Annotated in this window: 13 protein-coding genes and 1 pseudogene; 6 read left to right on the forward strand and 8 right to left on the reverse strand. The window is 70.9% G+C overall.

The window, feature by feature from the left end; translation table 11 throughout:
* Window positions 1-1115, forward strand: a 1115-nt coding sequence (locus AC0682_RS07355; RefSeq protein ID WP_478531489.1) for a VWA domain-containing protein, incomplete at its 5' end; no start/stop codon positions are given.
* Here AC0682_RS07355 and AC0682_RS07360 read toward each other — a convergent pair.
* Together AC0682_RS07360 and AC0682_RS07365 are read right to left on the reverse strand one after the other, a co-directional pair.
* Window positions 1049-2308: a sensor histidine kinase gene (locus AC0682_RS07360; RefSeq protein ID WP_478531491.1), complete on the reverse strand. Its 1260-nt coding sequence runs from the start codon at window positions 2306-2308 to the stop codon at window positions 1049-1051. The two genes, AC0682_RS07355 and AC0682_RS07360, sit on opposite strands and share 67 nt — an antisense overlap.
* Window positions 2305-2958, reverse strand: a complete 654-nt coding sequence (locus tag AC0682_RS07365; RefSeq protein ID WP_254813231.1) for a response regulator transcription factor — start codon at window positions 2956-2958, stop codon at window positions 2305-2307. The genes AC0682_RS07360 and AC0682_RS07365 overlap by 4 nt, the downstream gene beginning before the upstream one ends.
* A 181-nt stretch (window positions 2959-3139) precedes the next feature.
* On the opposite strand from AC0682_RS07365, the gene metG reads away from it, so the two are divergent.
* The gene (gene metG / locus AC0682_RS07370; protein ID WP_478531493.1) at window positions 3140-4753 is read left to right on the forward strand and encodes a methionine--tRNA ligase; all 1614 of its coding nucleotides are present in this window, start codon (window positions 3140-3142) and stop codon (window positions 4751-4753) included.
* A 69-nt stretch (window positions 4754-4822) separates the two neighbouring features.
* On the opposite strand, the pseudogene AC0682_RS07375 reads toward metG, so the two are convergent.
* From AC0682_RS07375 to aspS, 3 genes and pseudogenes are all read right to left on the reverse strand, one after another.
* Window positions 4823-4984, reverse strand: a pseudogene (locus AC0682_RS07375) (Uma2 family endonuclease); the annotation flags it as partial.
* Between the two features lie 101 nt (window positions 4985-5085).
* Entirely contained in the window at window positions 5086-5880 is a 795-nt protein-coding gene (locus AC0682_RS07380; protein WP_254812184.1) for a L,D-transpeptidase family protein, read from the reverse strand.
* 257 nt (window positions 5881-6137) lie between these two features.
* Complete coding sequence (aspS, locus tag AC0682_RS07385) at window positions 6138-7931, reverse strand: aspartate--tRNA ligase (protein WP_254812183.1); 1794 nt, start codon at window positions 7929-7931, stop codon at window positions 6138-6140.
* 163 nt (window positions 7932-8094) lie between these two features.
* Between aspS and AC0682_RS07390 the strand changes: the two genes are divergently transcribed.
* Window positions 8095-10200 (forward strand): SpoIIE family protein phosphatase, encoded by a 2106-nt coding sequence (locus AC0682_RS07390; RefSeq protein ID WP_478531495.1) that lies wholly within the window; start codon window positions 8095-8097, stop codon window positions 10198-10200.
* Between the two features lie 48 nt (window positions 10201-10248).
* Here AC0682_RS07390 and AC0682_RS07395 read toward each other — a convergent pair whose 3' ends face one another.
* The 3 genes from AC0682_RS07395 to AC0682_RS07405 form a co-directional block, all read right to left on the reverse strand.
* Window positions 10249-11412, reverse strand: a complete 1164-nt coding sequence (locus tag AC0682_RS07395; RefSeq protein WP_254812181.1) for an AI-2E family transporter — start codon at window positions 11410-11412, stop codon at window positions 10249-10251.
* A 180-nt stretch (window positions 11413-11592) separates the two neighbouring features.
* Entirely contained in the window at window positions 11593-12549 is a 957-nt protein-coding gene (locus tag AC0682_RS07400; RefSeq protein ID WP_478531497.1) for a pirin family protein, read from the reverse strand.
* A 234-nt stretch (window positions 12550-12783) separates the two neighbouring features.
* Complete coding sequence (locus tag AC0682_RS07405; RefSeq protein ID WP_254812179.1) at window positions 12784-13251, reverse strand: SseB family protein; 468 nt, start codon at window positions 13249-13251, stop codon at window positions 12784-12786.
* A gap of 184 nt (window positions 13252-13435) precedes the next feature.
* Here AC0682_RS07405 and AC0682_RS07410 point away from each other — a divergent pair, with 184 nt between their 5' ends.
* The 3 genes from AC0682_RS07410 (at window position 13436) to AC0682_RS07420 (ending at window position 17093) form a co-directional block, all read left to right on the forward strand.
* Window positions 13436-15262: an acyl-CoA dehydrogenase gene (locus tag AC0682_RS07410; RefSeq protein WP_254812178.1), complete on the forward strand. Its 1827-nt coding sequence runs from the start codon at window positions 13436-13438 to the stop codon at window positions 15260-15262.
* 210 nt (window positions 15263-15472) lie between these two features.
* Window positions 15473-16771, forward strand: coding sequence for a M18 family aminopeptidase (locus AC0682_RS07415; protein WP_478531498.1), 1299 nt, complete (start codon window positions 15473-15475; stop codon window positions 16769-16771).
* A gap of 100 nt (window positions 16772-16871) precedes the next feature.
* On the forward strand, window positions 16872-17093 hold the full coding sequence (locus AC0682_RS07420; protein ID WP_254812176.1) for a DUF6458 family protein: 222 nt from the start codon (window positions 16872-16874) through the stop codon (window positions 17091-17093).
* The last annotated feature ends 65 nt before the right edge of the window (window positions 17094-17158 follow it).

Raw genomic sequence — 17158 nt, forward strand, 5'->3', positions numbered from 1 at the left:
AGCCGGTTGTCGAGCCCGTCAAGGCGGAGGAGCAGGCCGAGACCACCGAGCCGGTTGTCGAGCCCGTCAAGGCGGAGGAGCAGGCCGAGACCACCGAGCCGGTTGTCGAGCCCGTCAAGGCGGAGGAGCAGGCCGAGACCACCGCCCCCGCCTCGGAGCCCGCCCCGATCACGATCGACCTCGACCCGGACTCCGACCAGGCGCCGAAGCCCGACCCGGAGCCCGTATCGGACGCGGAAGCGAAGCCCGCCGAGGCCGAGACCACGCCGGAGCCGGAGCCCGCCCCCGAGGCCGCCGCCCCTGAGCCGGAGGCCACCCCCGAGCCCCCGACCGCACCCACGGCGGCAGAGACCGCGACCGCCCCCGCGGCGAAGACCGCCTCCAAGGCCACCGCCAAGCCCGCCACCACCCTCGCCCGGGTCACCTCCCGCGCGCCGCAGCTCGTCGCCCCGTACAAGGCGGCGCAGGCGGCGCTCAAGGGGCACGGGCTGACCGGGCTGCGCGCCCGCGTCTACCTGGTGCTCGACCGCTCGGGCTCCATGCGGCCGTTCTACAAGGACGGCAGCACCCAGCACCTGGGGGACCGCACAGTCGCGCTCGCGGCCCACCTGGACACCGACGCCACCGTGTCCGTCGTCTTCTTCTCCACCGACATCGACGGCACCGGCACCATCGAGCTGGCCGCCCACGAGGGCCGGGTCGACGAGCTGAACGCCGGTCTCGGACGGCTGGGCCGGACGAACTACCACCGCGCGATCGAACAGATCGTGGCGGACTACGAGAGGGCGGGGCACGGAGAGACGGACAGCGGGCAAGCTCAGGACGCCGGTCCGGCTCTGGTGATCTTCCAGACGGACGGCCCGCCGGACGCCAAGCAGCTCGCCCGCCAGGCGCTGGCGGACGCGGCCCGGCTGCCACTGTTCTTCCAGTTCGTCGCGTTCGGCGAGCAGGACGCGAAGGGCTTCGACTTCCTGCGGAAGCTGGACGCCCCCAACGCCGCCTTCTTCCACGCCGGCCCGGCCCCGCGCGAGATCCCGGACGCCGAGCTCTACCGGGAGGTCCTGGCCGGGCTGCCGACCTGGATCGCGGCGCGCGAGGAGCGCACCGAGGGCTGATCGACCGGCAGCCGTACAGTCACGGCGAGACCGCCCCCCGGGCCCGGGACCGCCGTGACCGTACCGCCGTGGGCCACCGCGATCGACCGCACGATCGACAACCCGAGGCCCGACCCCGGACCCATCCGGTCGCGGCCCTCGCCCCGCCGGAACGGCTCGAAGAAACCCGCGATATCGGCCTCGGAGACCACCGGGCCGGTGTTGCGCACCACGAGGGCACCGTCCTCCGCCAGCGTGATGTCCACCGAACCGCCCGGCATGTTGTACGTCACCGCGTTGGCCAGCAGGTTCGACACCAGCTGGGAGAGCAGCAGCCGGTTGCCCCGCACCGGGCAGGGCGCCACCTCGACGCTCACCGCGGGCCGCCCCGGCCCCTCCCCCCGCGCCCACGGCCGCCGGGCCGTCTCCTCGGCCACCACCCGGTCGAAGCGGACGTCCTCGCGCTCGTCGGCGGCCAGCCCCCGTTCGCTCCGGGCCAGCACGAGCAGCCCTTCGATGAGCCGCTCGCTGCGCCGGTTGGTGTCCAGGAGCGTCTGCCGGGTGCGGACGAGATCGTCGGGGCTCGGGTCGTCCAGCCCCACCTGGATCGCGGCGCGCTGGGTGGCGAGCGGGGTGCGCAGCTCGTGCGAGGCGTTGGCGATGAACCTGCGCTGGCTGTCGAAGGCCTTCTCCAGCCGGGCCAGCAGCGCGTCCAGCGTCTCCCCCAGCTCCTTCAGCTCGTCGTCCGGCCCGCTGGAGGCGATCCGCTCGTGCAGGGTCCGCTCGGAGAGGCTGCGGGCCTTGGCGGTCATCGCGTGGACGGGCCGCAGCACCCGGCCCGCGATCCACCAGCCGACGCCGACCGCGCCCGCCGTCATCACCAGGAGCGCGGCGATCGACCAGTACATGTGCTGCTTGCTGGCCGCGTCGCTGACGTGGTCGGTCAGCTCGTAGACGGTGGGCCCGTCGGCCGCGCTGCGGGCGATGAACGGGCCGTTGATGGTGTACCCGGGCGGGACGACGACGGCGGAGGAGGCGATGGCGCGCGCCTCGGAGTCCGTACCGGCGCGGGAGGCCAGGTTGACGGTGGTGAGCAGGGCCGTGCCGAGGACGAGGAAGACCCCGCCGTACACGAGGGCTATGCGCGTCCTGATCGTCGAGCGCGGCAGCTTCGAGGCAGCCGCCGGCCGCCGCAGCCGGGCCCGGGGGCTCACAGCGCGTACCCGACGCCCTGGACGGTACGGATCAGGGCGGGCTCGCCCAACTTGGCGCGGAGTTTGCTCATGCAGACGCGCACGGCACCGGTGAAGGGGTCGGCGTTGGCGTCCCAGGCCCGCTCCAGCAGCTCCTCGGCGCTGACGGTCCCGCCGTCGGCCTCCAGGAGCAGTTGCAGCACGGTGAACTCCTTGGGCGACAGGTCCAGCTCCCGGCCGTCCCGGAGCGCCGAGCGGCGTACGGTGTCGAGCCGGATGCCGTGCCGTTCCAACTGGGGCGGTACGGGCCGGGCGCTGCGGCGGCGCAGGGCGCGGACCCGGGAGACCAGCTCGGGGAACTCGAACGGTTTGCTGACGTAGTCGTCGGCTCCGAGGTCGAGCCCGGCGACGCGGTCCTCCATGGTGCCGGAGGCGGTGAGCATCAGGATCCGTGTACGGGAGCCGGAGGCGACGAGCCGCCGGGCCACGTCGTCGCCGTGGACGCGCGGGAGGTCGCGGTCCAGTACGACGACGTCGTAGTCGTACAGCCCGAGATAGGCGAGGGCGGCGTCCCCGCTGTAGACGGTGTCGACGGCGAAGCCGGCCCGGCGCAGCCCGGTGGCGACCAGTTCCGCGAGGATCTCCTCGTCCTCGGCGACCAGTACCCGCATGGTGATGTCCCCTGCCTCGTGCACGCTTGTCCGCTCCCTCCCAGGATGCGACTTTCCCGCGGGAAGCATTACGGCAGGGCATGTTTCGCAAAGCTCTCCACCGCAGACCTGCCGAGGAGCGCCCCCGCACCCCCGCTCATCGATGTGAGTGGATCTTCAACTGACCGTTAGGATTTCGACCATGGCGGCCACTGGATCCGAGAAGCAGGGGGCGACGGCGTACTACGTCTCGACCCCCATCTACTACGTCAACGACGCTCCTCACCTGGGCCACGCCTACACGACCGTCGCAGGCGACGTGCTCACGCGCTGGCACCGCCAGCGCGGCGAGAAGGTGTGGTACCTCACCGGCACGGACGAGCACGGTCAGAAGATCATGCGCACGGCCGAGGCGAACGACGTCACTCCGCAGGCTTGGTGCGACAAGCTCGTCGAGGAGGCGTGGAAGCCCCTCTGGGAGCATCTGAACATCCGACACGACGACTTCATCCGGACGACGGAGAAGCGGCACACCGACCGTGTGCAGGAGTTCGTGCAGGACCTGTACGACAAGGGCGAGATCTACAAGGGCGGGTACGAGGGCCCGTACTGCGTGGGCTGCGAGGAGTACAAGCTCCCCGGCGATCTGATCGACGGCGAGGGCGAGTTCGCCGGGCAGAAGCTGTGCCCGATCCACAAGAAGCCGGTGGAACTCCTCAAGGAGGAGAACTACTTCTTCAAGCTCAGCGAGTACGGCCCGAAGTTGCTGGAGTTCTACGCGGCGAACCCGGACTTCATCCAGCCCGAGTCGGCGCGCAACGAGGTCGTGAACTTCGTCGAGCAGGGCCTGCAGGACCTGTCGATCTCGCGCTCGACGTTCGACTGGGGCGTTCCGGTCCCGTGGGATGACAAGCACGTCATCTACGTGTGGATCGACGCGCTCCTGAACTACGCGACGGCCGTGGGCTACGGCGCCAACCAGGAGAAGTTCGACGGTACGTTCCCGGCGAACGTGCACCTGATCGGCAAGGACATCCTCCGCTTCCACTCGGTGATCTGGCCCGCGATGCTGATGGCGCAGGGCCTGCCGCTCCCCGGCAAGGTCGTCGCCAACGGCTGGCTGATGGTCGGCGGCGAGAAGATGTCCAAGTCGAACCTGACCGGCATCAAGCCGCAGGACCTGACCTCCCACTTCGGCGTGGACGCGTACCGCTGGTACTTCCTGCGGGCCATCGCGTACGGCAGCGACGGCTCGTTCTCCTGGGAGGACTTCTCCGCCCGCTACACGTCCGAACTGGCCAACGACTACGGCAACCTCGCCTCGCGCGTGGCCGCCATGGTCGGCAAGTACTTCGGCGGGGCGCTGCCGGAGGCCACGGCCTCCGGTGACGCCGAGCGGGCCGTGCAGGAGGGCCTGGCGAAGGCCGTCGCGACGGCCGACGCGAAGATCGGCGAGGAGCTGGACTTCCAGTCCGGCATCCTGGCGATCTTCGACTTCGTGAAGCAGGTCAACGGCTACATCACGGAGCAGGAGCCGTGGAAGGTGGCCAAGGACACCACCCCGGAGGGCCAGGCCCGCCTGGCGACCATCCTCTACACGGCCGCCGAGTCGCTGCGCGGTGTCGCGGTCCTGCTGAACTCCGTGATGCCGGAGACCTCGCAGAAGCTCTGGGAGTCCCTGGGCGCCGAGGAGTCCCTGGGCGCCCTGGCCGACCAGAGGGTCCAGGACGCGGGCGTCTGGGGCACCCTGCCCGCCGGTGCCACGGTGACGAAGGGCGCGGTGCTCTTCCCCCGCCTGGAGGAGAAGCCGGCCTAGTACGTCCACCAGGAGCCCGGGACCACCGTTCGTGGTCCCGGGCTCCAGTCGTGCGCGTACGGCACCGGGTCAGCGCGTCCAGTTCTTGAGCGGCTCGGTGTCCAGCTCGATCCCGACCGGGTCGGGGAGGGTCACGGTCTTGCCGTACGGCACGGTGGCCACCTGCTCATAGCGCACACCGTCGGGCTGCGAGTGGACCTTCACCTCACAGGTGTCCCGGTCGATCAGGACGCGGTCCTCGACCATGCTCGCCACGACCTCCTGCTGCACCGGGTCACTTGCACCGCGAACGTCTTCAGCGTACGGCCAAGGCCGCCCGCCCGTCCGCTCGATCACCGCCCCAGCGACTCCGCGTCCCCCATCACGATGACCGGGTTCATGGCCGGGTCCAGGGTGCGGAGCAGCTCCTCCATGCGCTCCTCCGGGATGGAGACGCAGCCCTGGGTGGGGCCACCGTGGTCGACGTGGATCCAGATGCCGCCGCCGCGTTCGAGGCCGAGTGGGCGGGTGCGGTCGAGGGGGGTGACACCCTCGGTGCGGTTGTAGTTGATCGCGACGACGTAGTCGAAGGAGCCTTCCAGGGGCTCCCCGAAGAACCCCACGCCGTCCACCGCGAACCGGGGGTGTTCGTCGTACGGGAGCAGGGCGCCCGGGTCGGGGAGGCGACCGCCCGCGTCGGTGAGGGTGTAGACGCCCGTGGGGGACCTCAGGTCGCCCGCCACATGGTGGTCGGTCCAGCCCTTCATGCCGTTGTGGGCGTCCCAGGGGCCGGCAACCGCCGCCCATCCCTCCGCCGGGTCCTCACGGGCGTACAGGACCGCGCTGGACCGGTTGGCGTCCTCGCCCTCCCCGGTGACCACGAACGCCTGCCGGGCCTCCTCCGGGATCTCCGCCCTGGTCTGCGGCCCGAGGCCCGGGATCTGCGCGGGGCTCGGATCCGGCTCCGGGCTGGGAGAGGCCCGGCGTACGGAGGCGGCGTCGGACTCCGGGCCTGCGGCACCCTGCCCCGGGGCGCCGACGGGGGCCTTCGCGGGGGCGCTGCCGGAAGTGCAGCCCGTGAGCAGCAGGGCCAGAGCGAGGAGCGGGGCGGCGAGCAGCGGTACGGGCGGGCGGAGCGGGACGGACACGGTGGCGGGCTCCTCGGGTGACGGCGCGGCGGTGCGACGGTGCGGCACGGGGTGCGAGAGGGGTGTCTCGGTGCCAGTCCTTGCCGCACCCGGCGCGGCCGAATCCGATCCGGGGCCATCCGGCTGTACGGCGTCGCCCGGTCGCCCCGGCCGTCCGGGGCGCTCACGCTCATGCAGCGCAACAGCCCCCGATCAGGCGATCGGGGGCTGTTTCACGTGAAACGTCCACAGAGCGGAGCAGTCTGCGGAGGTGACGCCTACGTGTCGGCGGGCTTCTCCGCGCCGCCCTTGGCCGCGACCGGCTTGCGGAGCTGGATGTTCAGCTCGCGCAGACGGGTCTCGTCCAGCTCGGTCGGAGCGCCCATCATCAGGTCCTGGGCGTTGCCGTTGAGCGGGAAGGCAATCGTCTCGCGGATGTTCGGCTCGTCGGCGAGCAGCATCACGATGCGGTCGACGCCCGGGGCGATGCCACCGTGCGGCGGGGCGCCGAGACGGAACGCGCGGAGCATGCCCGCGAACTCCTGCTCCACGGTCTCGCGGTCGTACCCGGCGATCTCGAAGGCCTTGAGCATCAGCTCGGGCTCGTGGTTGCGGATGGCGCCCGAGGACAGCTCGATGCCGTTGCAGACGATGTCGTACTGCCAGGCCAGGATGTCCAGCGGGTCCTTCTCCTCCAGGTCGGCCAGGCCGCCCTGGGGCATCGAGAAGGGGTTGTGCGAGAAGTCGATCTTCCCGGTCTCCTCGTCCTTCTCGTACATCGGGAAGTCGACGATCCAGCAGAACCGGAAGACGCCCTCCTCGAAGTGGCCGGCGCGCTTGGCCGCCTCGACCCGGACGGCCGACATGACCTTGGAGACCTCGTCGAACTCGCCCGCGCCGAAGAAGACCGCGTGGCCCGGGACCAGCGAGAGGCGCTCGGTGAGCGTCTTGACGTCGGTCTCGGTGAGGAACTTGGCGATCGGACCGGCCAGCGTGCCGTCCTCGCCCACACGCACCCAGGCCAGGCCCTTGGCGCCGTGCTCCACGGCGTACTCGCCGAGGCCGTCGAAGAACTTGCGGGACTGGCCCGCGGTGTCCGGGACGGGCAGCGCGCGGACGTGCTTGCCGGCGAACGCCTTGAACCCGGAGTCGGCGAAGACGTCCGAGATGTCGACCAGCTCCAGCTTGGCCCGCAGGTCCGGCTTGTCGTTGCCGTACTTCAGCATCGACTCGCGGAACGGGATGCGCGGGAAGGGCGAGGTGACCTCGCGGCCGTTGCCGAACTCGGTGAAGAGTTCGGTCATCAGCTTCTCGATCGGCTGGAAGACGTCCTCCTGCTCGACGAAGGACATCTCCACGTCGAGCTGGTAGAACTCGCCCGGCGAACGGTCCGCGCGGGCGTCCTCGTCACGGAAGCAGGGCGCGATCTGGAAGTACCGGTCGAAGCCCGAGATCATCAGCAGCTGCTTGAACTGCTGCGGGGCCTGCGGCAGCGCGTAGAACTTGCCGGGGTTCAGCCGGGACGGGACGACGAAGTCGCGGGCGCCCTCGGGGGAGGTGGCGGTGAGGATCGGGGTCGCCATCTCGTTGAAGCCGAGGGCCACCATCTTGGAGCGGATGGCGGCGATCACGGCCGAGCGCAGCATGATGTTGCGGTGCATGCGCTCACGGCGCAGGTCGAGGAAGCGGTACTCCAGGCGCCGCTCCTCGTTGACGCCGTCCTCGGTGTTGATCGTGAAGGGCAGCGGGCCCGCCTCGCCGAGGACCTCGACCTCGGTGACCTCGATCTCGATCTCACCGGTCGACAGCTCCGGGTTGACGTTCTCGGCGCCGCGCGCGGAGACCTTGCCGTCGATGCGGACGACGGTCTCCTTGGTCAGCTTCGCCAGGGCCTCGTTGCCCGGGGTGCCGGGACGGGCGACCAGCTGCACCAGACCGTAGTGGTCCCGCAGATCGATGAAGAGGATGCCGCCCAGGTCTCGGCGATTGTGCAGCCAGCCGCTCAGCCGGACGTCGGTGCCGACGTCAGAGGCGCGGAGCTCGCCGCAGGTGTGGGACCTGTACCGATGCATCGTCGTTCATCCAGTCTTCGCGGTTAGGTGGGGATCGAGCCTCACCAGGCTACCGCCCGGGGCCGGGCCTCTTCATTTCGCTTTCCCGCCCGCCCCTGGCGGCGGCCCGCGCTCGGCCGCCCCTCGGTGGCGTGCGAAGAGCACATCTTCCTAAAGTGGGGCAATGCGCACCGAGGACGTCCTGGCCGCGATCGCGACCGGCCTGTGGCGCTGGGACAACGCAGCCGGCACGGTCACGCTCGACGCGGAGGCGGCCCGGCTGCTCGGGCTGCCCCCCGAGCCCGGCAGCTACCGGGAGGCGGCGGTGCGCTCACGGTTCCACCCGGTCGACTGGAACGAGATCTACGGGGTGGTGAACCTGGCCGTCGCGGAGGGCACCCTCGCCGAGGCCCGGCTGCGGATCGTCGACGAGCGGGGCCAGGTGCTCCGTACCGTGCGCAGCCGCTCCAAGCCGGTCGTCCCGGTGGACGGGGGCACCGAGAGGTACGTCCTGATCGGCACCCTCCAGGAGGTCGCGGAACCCCAGCCGGGCTCGTCCGCCGCGGACACGCCCATCACCGGGGACTGGCGCCGCTCCCGGGAGGCGTTCCTGCTGGACGCCGGGCGGGCGCTGGCCGAGGCCCGGTCCACCGAGGAGGTGCTGCGGGTCGCGGCCTCCCTCTCCATGCCCGGCTTCTCCCCGGACGGGCTCGCGGTCTTCGGTTCGGTGGGCGAGCGGCTGACGATCATCGGCCACCACGGGCAGAGCGCGGGCGAGGAGGACCCCTTCACCGACATGCCCCTGGACACCGACTACCCGGCTGCCGAGGTCGTCCGGACGGGCCGCGCGATCTACCTCCCCTCCCCCGACGAGTACCGCCGCCGCTACCCCGCCACCTGGCCCCTCGCCCGCCGGTTCGGCCGACGGTCGTGGGCGTTCCTCCCGCTCGTCTCGTCGGGCCGCACGATGGGCGCCTGGATGGCCGGGTTCCAGCACCCCGTGGCGTTCTCGCCGGACGAACGCGCGGTGCTCTCGACGGTGGCCCGGATGCTCGCCCAGGCGCTGGCCCGCGCCGGGGTCGCGGAGACCGAGCGGGAGCTGTCGCTCGGCCTCCAGCGCTCGATGATGCCGACGCTGGGGCCGGACATCCCCGGGATGACGGTGGCCGCGCGGTACGTGCCGACCGGCGGCGGGCTCCAGGTGGGCGGCGACTGGTACGACATGATCCCGCTGCCCAACGGCCGGATCGCCCTGATCATCGGTGACGTCCAGGGCCATGACGTACGGGCCGCCGGGCTGATGGGCCAGCTCCGCATCGCCCTGCGCGCGTACGCCTCCGAGGGCCACCGCCCGGACGCCGTGCTCTCCCGGGCCTCGCGCTTCCTCTCCGGGCTGACCGACGCGTACGAGGGGGTGGCGGGCGACGACGAGCCCACCGCCCCGCGCTTCGCGACCTGCCTGTACGCCGAGGTCGACCCGGATGCCGGAACGTTGGACATCGCCCGGGCGGGCCATCCGGACCCGGTGGTGGTGAGCGCCGACGGCACGGCGGTGATCCGGCAGACGGCGGGCGGGCTGCCGCTCGGCATCGAGAGGGACTCCGACTACCCCACCACCCGGGTCGTCCTGGAGCCCGGCGAAACCATCATGCTGTGCACCGACGGGCTCATCGAGACCGGCGGCCACGACATGGCCACCGGCTGGACCCGGCTGCGCCCGGTCCTGGAGGAGCCCACCGAAGACCTGGAGGAGCTGGCCGAAGCCCTGGTCCAGGCCGTGCACGGGCCGACCTCGCACTACACGACCGGGCCGCTCGCGGACCGCCGCGAGGACGACATCGCGGTGCTGGTGCTGCGGCGGGAGAGCGGCCGGGCGCCGGAGACTCCGGCCCGGCGGAGCGTGCTGACCATCGCGCAGGCCGAGCCCGAGCGGATCTCGGTGGGCCGCCAGCTCGTCCGGGAGCTGCTGCACGACTGGAAGGACCCCGAGCAGGTCGACTCGGCGGTCCTGATGGTCTCGGAGATGGCCACCAACGTGCTGGTCCACACGGACGGGGACGCGCTGATGGCGGCGGAGGTCTCCGGGGAGCGGGGCGAGCGGCGGCTGCGCGTGGAGGTGGCCGACGCGAGCGACGAGCTGCCGCACAAGCGGCGGCCGGGGGAGATGGCGTCCAGCGGGCGGGGGCTGGTGCTGATGGAGATGCTGGCGGACGCGTGGGGGGTCGATCCGCGGGGGGAGGGGAAGTCGATCTGGTTCGAGCTGTACGAGGGAGGCGGGACGGGGGTGTAGGCGCGAGGCCCGCTTGCTCCGGGCTCTTCGCGCGTGCGGGCTCCGTCCTCAGGCGCGGGACGGGCTGGATTCACCGCCCGGCGGGCCCGGGTGGCTGCCGGGCGGATCGGAAGGCCCCCCGGGCGGACCGTCCGGGGGACCATGAGACGGCCCCCCGGGTGGGCCATCGGACGGACTCGAATGGCGGCGCAGCTCGCCCAGGACCCCGAAGGCCGCCGCGCAGAGGGGGACGGCGAGCAGCATGCCGAGGAGGCCGGCGACACTCGCGCCCGCCGTCAGCGCCACCATGATCATCGCTGGGTGCATCTGCACCGTACGGCTCTGGATCACCGGCTGGAGCACATGCCCCTCCAGCAGCTGGACCGCGAGCACCACCCCCAGCGCCCAGAGCGCGATCACGAACCCCCGGTCGGCCAGGGCGACCAGCACGGCGACCGCGCCGGAGAGGAAGGCCCCGAGATACGGGATGTAGGCGCCGACGAAGACCAGCGCACCCAGCCCCACCGCCCCCGCGACGTCCAGGATCAGCAGGCCCACCGTGATGCACACGGCGTCGATCAGCGCGATGAACGTGGTACCGCGCATGAAGCCCTCGACGGCCTCGAACGCCCGCCGGCCCATGGCCTCCACCAGGCCACCGGTGCCACGCGGGGCCACCGAGTGGGCGAGGTCGACGGCCCGGTCGGAGTCGCGCAGGAAGAAGAAGGTCAGCAGGAGCGCCAGCACGCTGGTCGCCACCAGCGTCCCGACCAGGCTGATCCCGCTGAGCAGGCCACCTGCGGCGCTCGCCCCGAACCGGTCGACCAGGTTCTTGGCGTTGTCGGCCAGGCTGTCGACATCCGTGTTGCCGCCGATGTCCAGATGATCGATGACCCACTGTCCGGCGTCCTTGAGGGAGCGGACGATCTGGTCACCGGAGTCGACGAGGGCGGTGACCACGACGTACCCGGCCCCGCCCACCACCGCGACCAACGCCGCGCAGGTGAGCCCGGCGGCCAGCGAGCGGTTGAGTCGGCGGGCGATGAGCCAGCGGTGCACGGGGCCGAGCAGCGCGGTGCCGAGGAGGGCGAGCAGCACCGGCGTGACCGCGGTCTTGAGGGCGACGACCAGCCAGATCCCGACGGCGGCGACCCCCGCGACCAGCAGGACGACACCGCACCAGGCGGCCGTGCGGCGAGCGCCTTCGGGCAGGAGTGGCTTGGAAGCGGGCACCCTCCCACCCGATCACGGCCCGCCCGGGCGAGCCCGCCGACGCGCACCGCACGGGTGACGGGCCATCACCTGACGCGGCGCCCGTCCCCCGTACGCCCCGTACAGAGACGTCACAGGCCGCGCACGGCGAGCCTCGCTCTGGTTCCCACATGCCGTGGGCAGTGAGGCCCCACCCGGCCCTCACATGCCGTGGACAGCCGGGACGGTCCCCAGGCGGCCCGCCTGGAAGTCCTCGAAGGCCTGCTTCAGCTCTGCCTGACTGTTCATCACGAACGGCCCGTAGTGCGCCATCGGCTCCCTGATCGGGCGGCCGCCGAGGAGGACGATCTCCAGGTCCGGGGTGTGCCCGTCCTGCTTCTCGTCCGCGCGGACGGTCAGCGAGGAGCCGCTGCCGAACACCGCCGTCTGCCCGAGGCGGATGGGTCGGCGCTCCTGGCCGACCGTGCCCCGCCCGGCCAGGACGTACGCGAGGCCGTTGAAGTCCTCGCGCCAGGGCAGGGTCACCTCGGCTCCGGGGCGGACGGTGGCGTGGATCATCGTGATCGGGGTGTGGGTGATGCCGGGCCCCTGGTGTCCGTCCAGCTCACCGGCGATGACCCGGAGCAGCGCACCGCCGTCCGGGGAGGCGAGGAGCTGCACCTCGCCGCCTCGGATGTCCTGGTAGCGCGGGTTCATCATCTTGTCGGCCTTGGGCAGGTTCACCCAGAGCTGGAGGCCGTGGAAGAGCCCGCCGGACATGACGAGCGACTCCGGCGGCGCCTCGATGTGCAGCAGCCCCGACCCGGCGGTCATCCACTGGGTGTCGCCGTTCTCGATGGTGCCGCCGCCACCGTTGGAGTCCTGGTGGACGAAGGTTCCGTCGATCAGGTACGTGACGGTCTCGAAGCCGCGGTGCGGGTGCCAGGGGGTGCCCTTGGGCTCGCCCGCGGCGTACTCCACCTCGCCCATCTGGTCCATCATGATGAACGGGTCGAGGTGCTGGTAGTTGATCCCCGCGAACGCGCGGCGGACGGGGAAGCCCTCACCCTCGAAGCCGCTCGGCGCCGTGGTGACGGCGAGCACGGGGCGGGCCACGGCGTCACCCTGAGCGGCCACCTTGGGCAGGGTCAGCGGGTTGTCGACGGTCACTGCGGGCATGGGAGCCACCTCCGGGCGAGTCTGCTGCACTCAATTTAGTTGAATGATGAACATCTCGCAAGGCGTGCCGCATTCCCGGGCGCGCACCCCGGCGCACGCATGGCGCGTTCCCGCCCCGCCGACGAGAGCACGGAGGCTCTGCCCCCGACGGAGCGAGGGCCCGCGCCAAAAGCGGCACAGACCCTCACCTGAACAGAAGAACCGCAGGTCAGCGACGCACGGACGGGACAGCCCTCAGCCGTACATCCGCCGCATCGCGAAGTCGACCATCTGCTCGACCGCCTTGGCGTCGAAGACCATGCGGTGATCGCCCTCCATGTCCAGGACGAAGCCGTACCCCGTGGGCAGCAGGTCGATCACCTCGGCGCCGGTGATCACGAAGTACTTGGACTCCTTGCCCGCGTACCGCCGCAGCTCCTTGAGCGTGGTGAACATCGGGATCACGGGCTGCTGCGTGTTGTGCAGCGCCAGGAAGCCGGGGTTGTCGCCGCGCGGGCAGTAGACCTTCGACGTGGCGAAGATCTGCTGGAAGTCCTCGGCGGAGAGGGAGCCGGTGGTGAAGGCCCGTACCGCGTCTGCCAGGGAGGGCGGGGAGGGCTCGGGGTACAGCGGCTGCTCCCCGTAGCCGCCGCCCATCTGCCCCGCCTGGCCCATCTGACCCATCTGCTGCTGAGCACCAGGGTTCTGGTCGTAGCCGTACATGCCGCAAAGAGTAATCGGACACATCTGCGGCTTGAGGGGTTGCGCCTTATTACTGACGGGTAGCATCATCGTAGAGGTCAGCTGATACACCCACGTCTGCCTGTACCGAATGCCTGCCTGTCGCCCGACCCGCATCACTCCCCGGGGCGCTGCGCGCCACTGCTATTGATTACGGAGCCTTCCCATGGGGCACTACAAGTCGAATCTCCGCGACATCGAGTTCAACCTCTTCGAGGTGCTCGGGCGCGACAAGGTGTACGGCACCGGTCCGTTCGCGGAGATGGACGTCGACACCGCGAAGAGCATCCTGGAGGAGATCGCCCGTCTCGCGGAGAACGAGCTGGCCGACTCCTTCGCCGACGCCGACCGCAACCCGCCGGTCTTCGACCCGGAGACCAACACCGCGCCGGTCCCGGAGAGCTTCAGGAAGTCGTACCAGTCCTTCATGGACTCGGAGTACTGGCGCCTGGGCCTGCCCGAGGAGATCGGCGGCACCACCTCCCCGCGCTCCCTGATCTGGGGCTACGCGGAGCTGCTGCTCGGCTCGAACCCGGCCGTGTGGATGTACTCCTCCGGCCCGGCGTTCGCCGGCATCCTCTTCGAGGAGGGCACGGAGGAGCAGAAGAAGGTCGCGGAGATCGCCGTCGAGAAGCAGTGGGGCTCGACGATGGTGCTGACCGAGCCGGACGCCGGCTCGGACGTCGGCGCCGGGCGGACGAAGGCCGTGCAGCAGGAGGACGGCTCCTGGCACATCGAGGGTGTGAAGCGCTTCATCACCTCGGGCGAGCACGACATGTCCGAGAACATCCTCCACTACGTGCTGGCCCGCCCCGAGGGCGCCGGCCCCGGCACCAAGGGCCTCTCCCTCTTCCTGGTCCCGAAGTACCACTTCGACTGGACCACCGGTGAGCTGGGCGAGCGCAACGGCGTGTACGCGACGAACGTCGAGCACAAGATGGGCCTCAAGGCCTCCAACACCTGCGAGATGACCTTCGGCGACCGCCACCCCGCCAAGGGCTGGCTGATCGGCGACAAGCACGACGGCATCCGCCAGATGTTCCGCATCATCGAGTTCGCCCGCATGATGGTCGGCACGAAGGCGATCGCCACCCTCTCCACGGGCTACCTGAACGCGCTGGAGTACGCCAAGGAGCGCGTCCAGGGCACCGACCTGTCGCAGTTCATGGACAAGACGGCCCCCAAGGTCACCATCACGCACCACCCCGACGTGCGCCGCTCGCTCATGACGCAGAAGGCGTACGCCGAGGGCATGCGCTCCCTCGTGCTGTACACGGCCACCGTCCAGGACGCGATCCAGGAGAAGGAGGCCGCGGGCGAGGACGCCAAGGCTCTCAACGGCCTCAACGACCTGCTGCTCCCGATCGTGAAGGGGTACGGCTCCGAGAAGTCCTACGAGCAGCTGGCGCAGTCGCTCCAGACGTTCGGCGGCTCCGGCTACCTCCAGGAGTACCCGGTCGAGCAGTACATCCGGGACGCCAAGATCGACACCCTCTACGAGGGCACGACGGCGATCCAGGGCCAGGACTTCTTCTTCCGGAAGATCGTCCGCGACCAGGGCGCCTCGCTCAACACGCTCTCCGAGGAGATCAAGAAGTTCCTCGCGGGCGCCCAGGGCAACGAGGAGCTGGCCCCCGCGCTGGACTCCCTCGCCAAGGCGGCCGTGGACCTGGAGGCGATCGTCGGCACGATGATCACCGACCTCACCGCCACCGGCGAGGACGTCAAGAACATCTACAAGGTCGGGCTGAACACGACCCGCCTGCTGATGGCCTCCGGCGATGTCGTCGTCGGCTACCTGCTCCTCAAGGGCGCCGCCGTGGCCGCCGAGAAGCTGCCGACCGCCTCCGCCAAGGACGTCGCCTTCTACCAGGGCAAGATCGCCGCCGCGAAGTTCTTCGCCGCGAACGTCCTGCCGGGCGTCTCGACCGAGCGCGCGCTCGCCGAGAGCATCGACAACTCCCTGATGGAGCTGGACGAGGCCGCCTTCTGAGGCGCGCCCGCCTGTTCCGTACACCCACCAGCGCCGCCACCCGGAATCCGTCCGAGTGGCGGCGCTGCCGTATCAGCTGGGTACCCGTACGACACCGACATCGGCCCGACCGCGATCGACGACCTGCGGACGGTCTCCCTGTAGAGGTCTGCGGCCCCGCCCCGGCGGTCACCGGATTCCGGACTCGGGTGCCTCGATACAGTGAAGACCATGAGTTCTCGCCACCGGTTCGACCGTGCGCACACCGATGATCTGATGTCCTTCCTGGCGGCGAGCCCGTCCCCGTACCACGCTGTGGCCAACGCCGCCGCCCGGCTGGAGGTGGCCGGATTCCGTCAGGTCGAGGAGACCGCCGCCTGGGAGCCGAGCCCCGGTGGGAAGTACGTGCTCCGCGGCGGAGCGATCATCGCCTGGTACGTGCCGGAGGGCGCGGCGGCGCACACCCCGTTCCGGATCGTCGGCGCGCACACCGACTCCCCGAACCTGCGGGTGAAGCCGCTGCCCGACACCGGGTCGCACGGCTGGCGCCAGATCGCCGTCGAGATCTACGGCGGCACCCTGCTGAACACCTGGCTCGACCGGGACCTGGGCCTGGCCGGCCGGATCTCGCTGCGGGACGGCACCGACCGGCTGGTCAACATCGACCGGGCGCTGCTACGGGTGCCGCAGCTGGCCGTACACCTGGACCGCTCGGCCAACACCGACGGCCTCAAACTCGACCGGCAGCGTCACATGCAGCCGATCTGGGGGCTCGGGGAGGTGGCCGAGGGCGACCTGATCCGCTTCGTCGCCGAGGAGGCGGGCGTCGACCCGGAGGACGTCACCGGCTGGGACCTCATGCCGCACGCCATCGAGCCGCCGTCCTACCTGGGCCGGGACCGCGAGCTGGTCGCCGGGCCGCGGATGGACAACCTCCTCTCCGTGCACGCCGCGACCGCCGCCCTGGCCGCCGTCGCCGGGCAGCCCGACGACGAGCTTCCGTACATCCCCGTGCTGGCCGCCTTCGACCACGAGGAGAACGGCTCCCAGTCCGACACCGGCGCCGACGGACCACTCCTCGGCACCGTGCTGGAGCGTTCGGTCTTCGCCCGGGGCGGTACGTACGAGGACCGCGCCCGCGCCTTCGCCGGGACGGTCTGCCTCTCCTCCGACACCGGCCACGCCGTGCACCCCAACTACGCCGAGCGGCACGACCCGACGCACCACCCGGTCGCCAACGGCGGGCCGATCCTCAAGGTCAACGTCAACATGCGGTACGCCACCGACGGCAGCGGCCGCGCGGTGTTCGCCGCCGCCTGCGAGAAGGCGGGGGTGCCGTGGCAGACGTTCGTCTCCAACAACTCGATGCCCTGCGGCACGACGATCGGCCCGATCACCGCCGCCCGGCACGGCATCCGGACCGTGGACATCGGGGTCGCGATCCTCTCCATGCACAGCGCCCGTGAACTGTGCGGTGCCGACGACCCGTATCTGCTGGCCAACGCGCTGACGGCGTTCCTGACGGACTGACGCCCCTCCCAACGACCGGCTCGGACATGGTTGTTGCCGGGCCGGGTACGCGACCCGTACACCGGCCCGGACACGCCGGGCCGTCGAGGAGGCGGGAACCATGGGACTCGGAGGATGCATTCTCCTGATCGGTGGCGGCGCGATCCTGGCGTTCGCGACCGACTGGAAGGTGGACACCGTCAACGTCGACCTGGTCGGCTGGATCATGATGCTCGTCGGACTCATCGGGGTCTTCGTCTACATGAGCATCGCGCGCCGCCGCCGCATGGTCGTGCCGCCCACCACGACGGTCGTCCAGGACGACGAGCACCGCTACCGCTGATCGCGGCGGGCCCGGCCGAGCGGCGGAGCCCGGGTACCGGCGACCCGGTCCGGTCCGAACAGCGG

The sequence above is a fragment of the Streptomyces sp. NPDC043746 genome, from assembly GCF_056436485.1.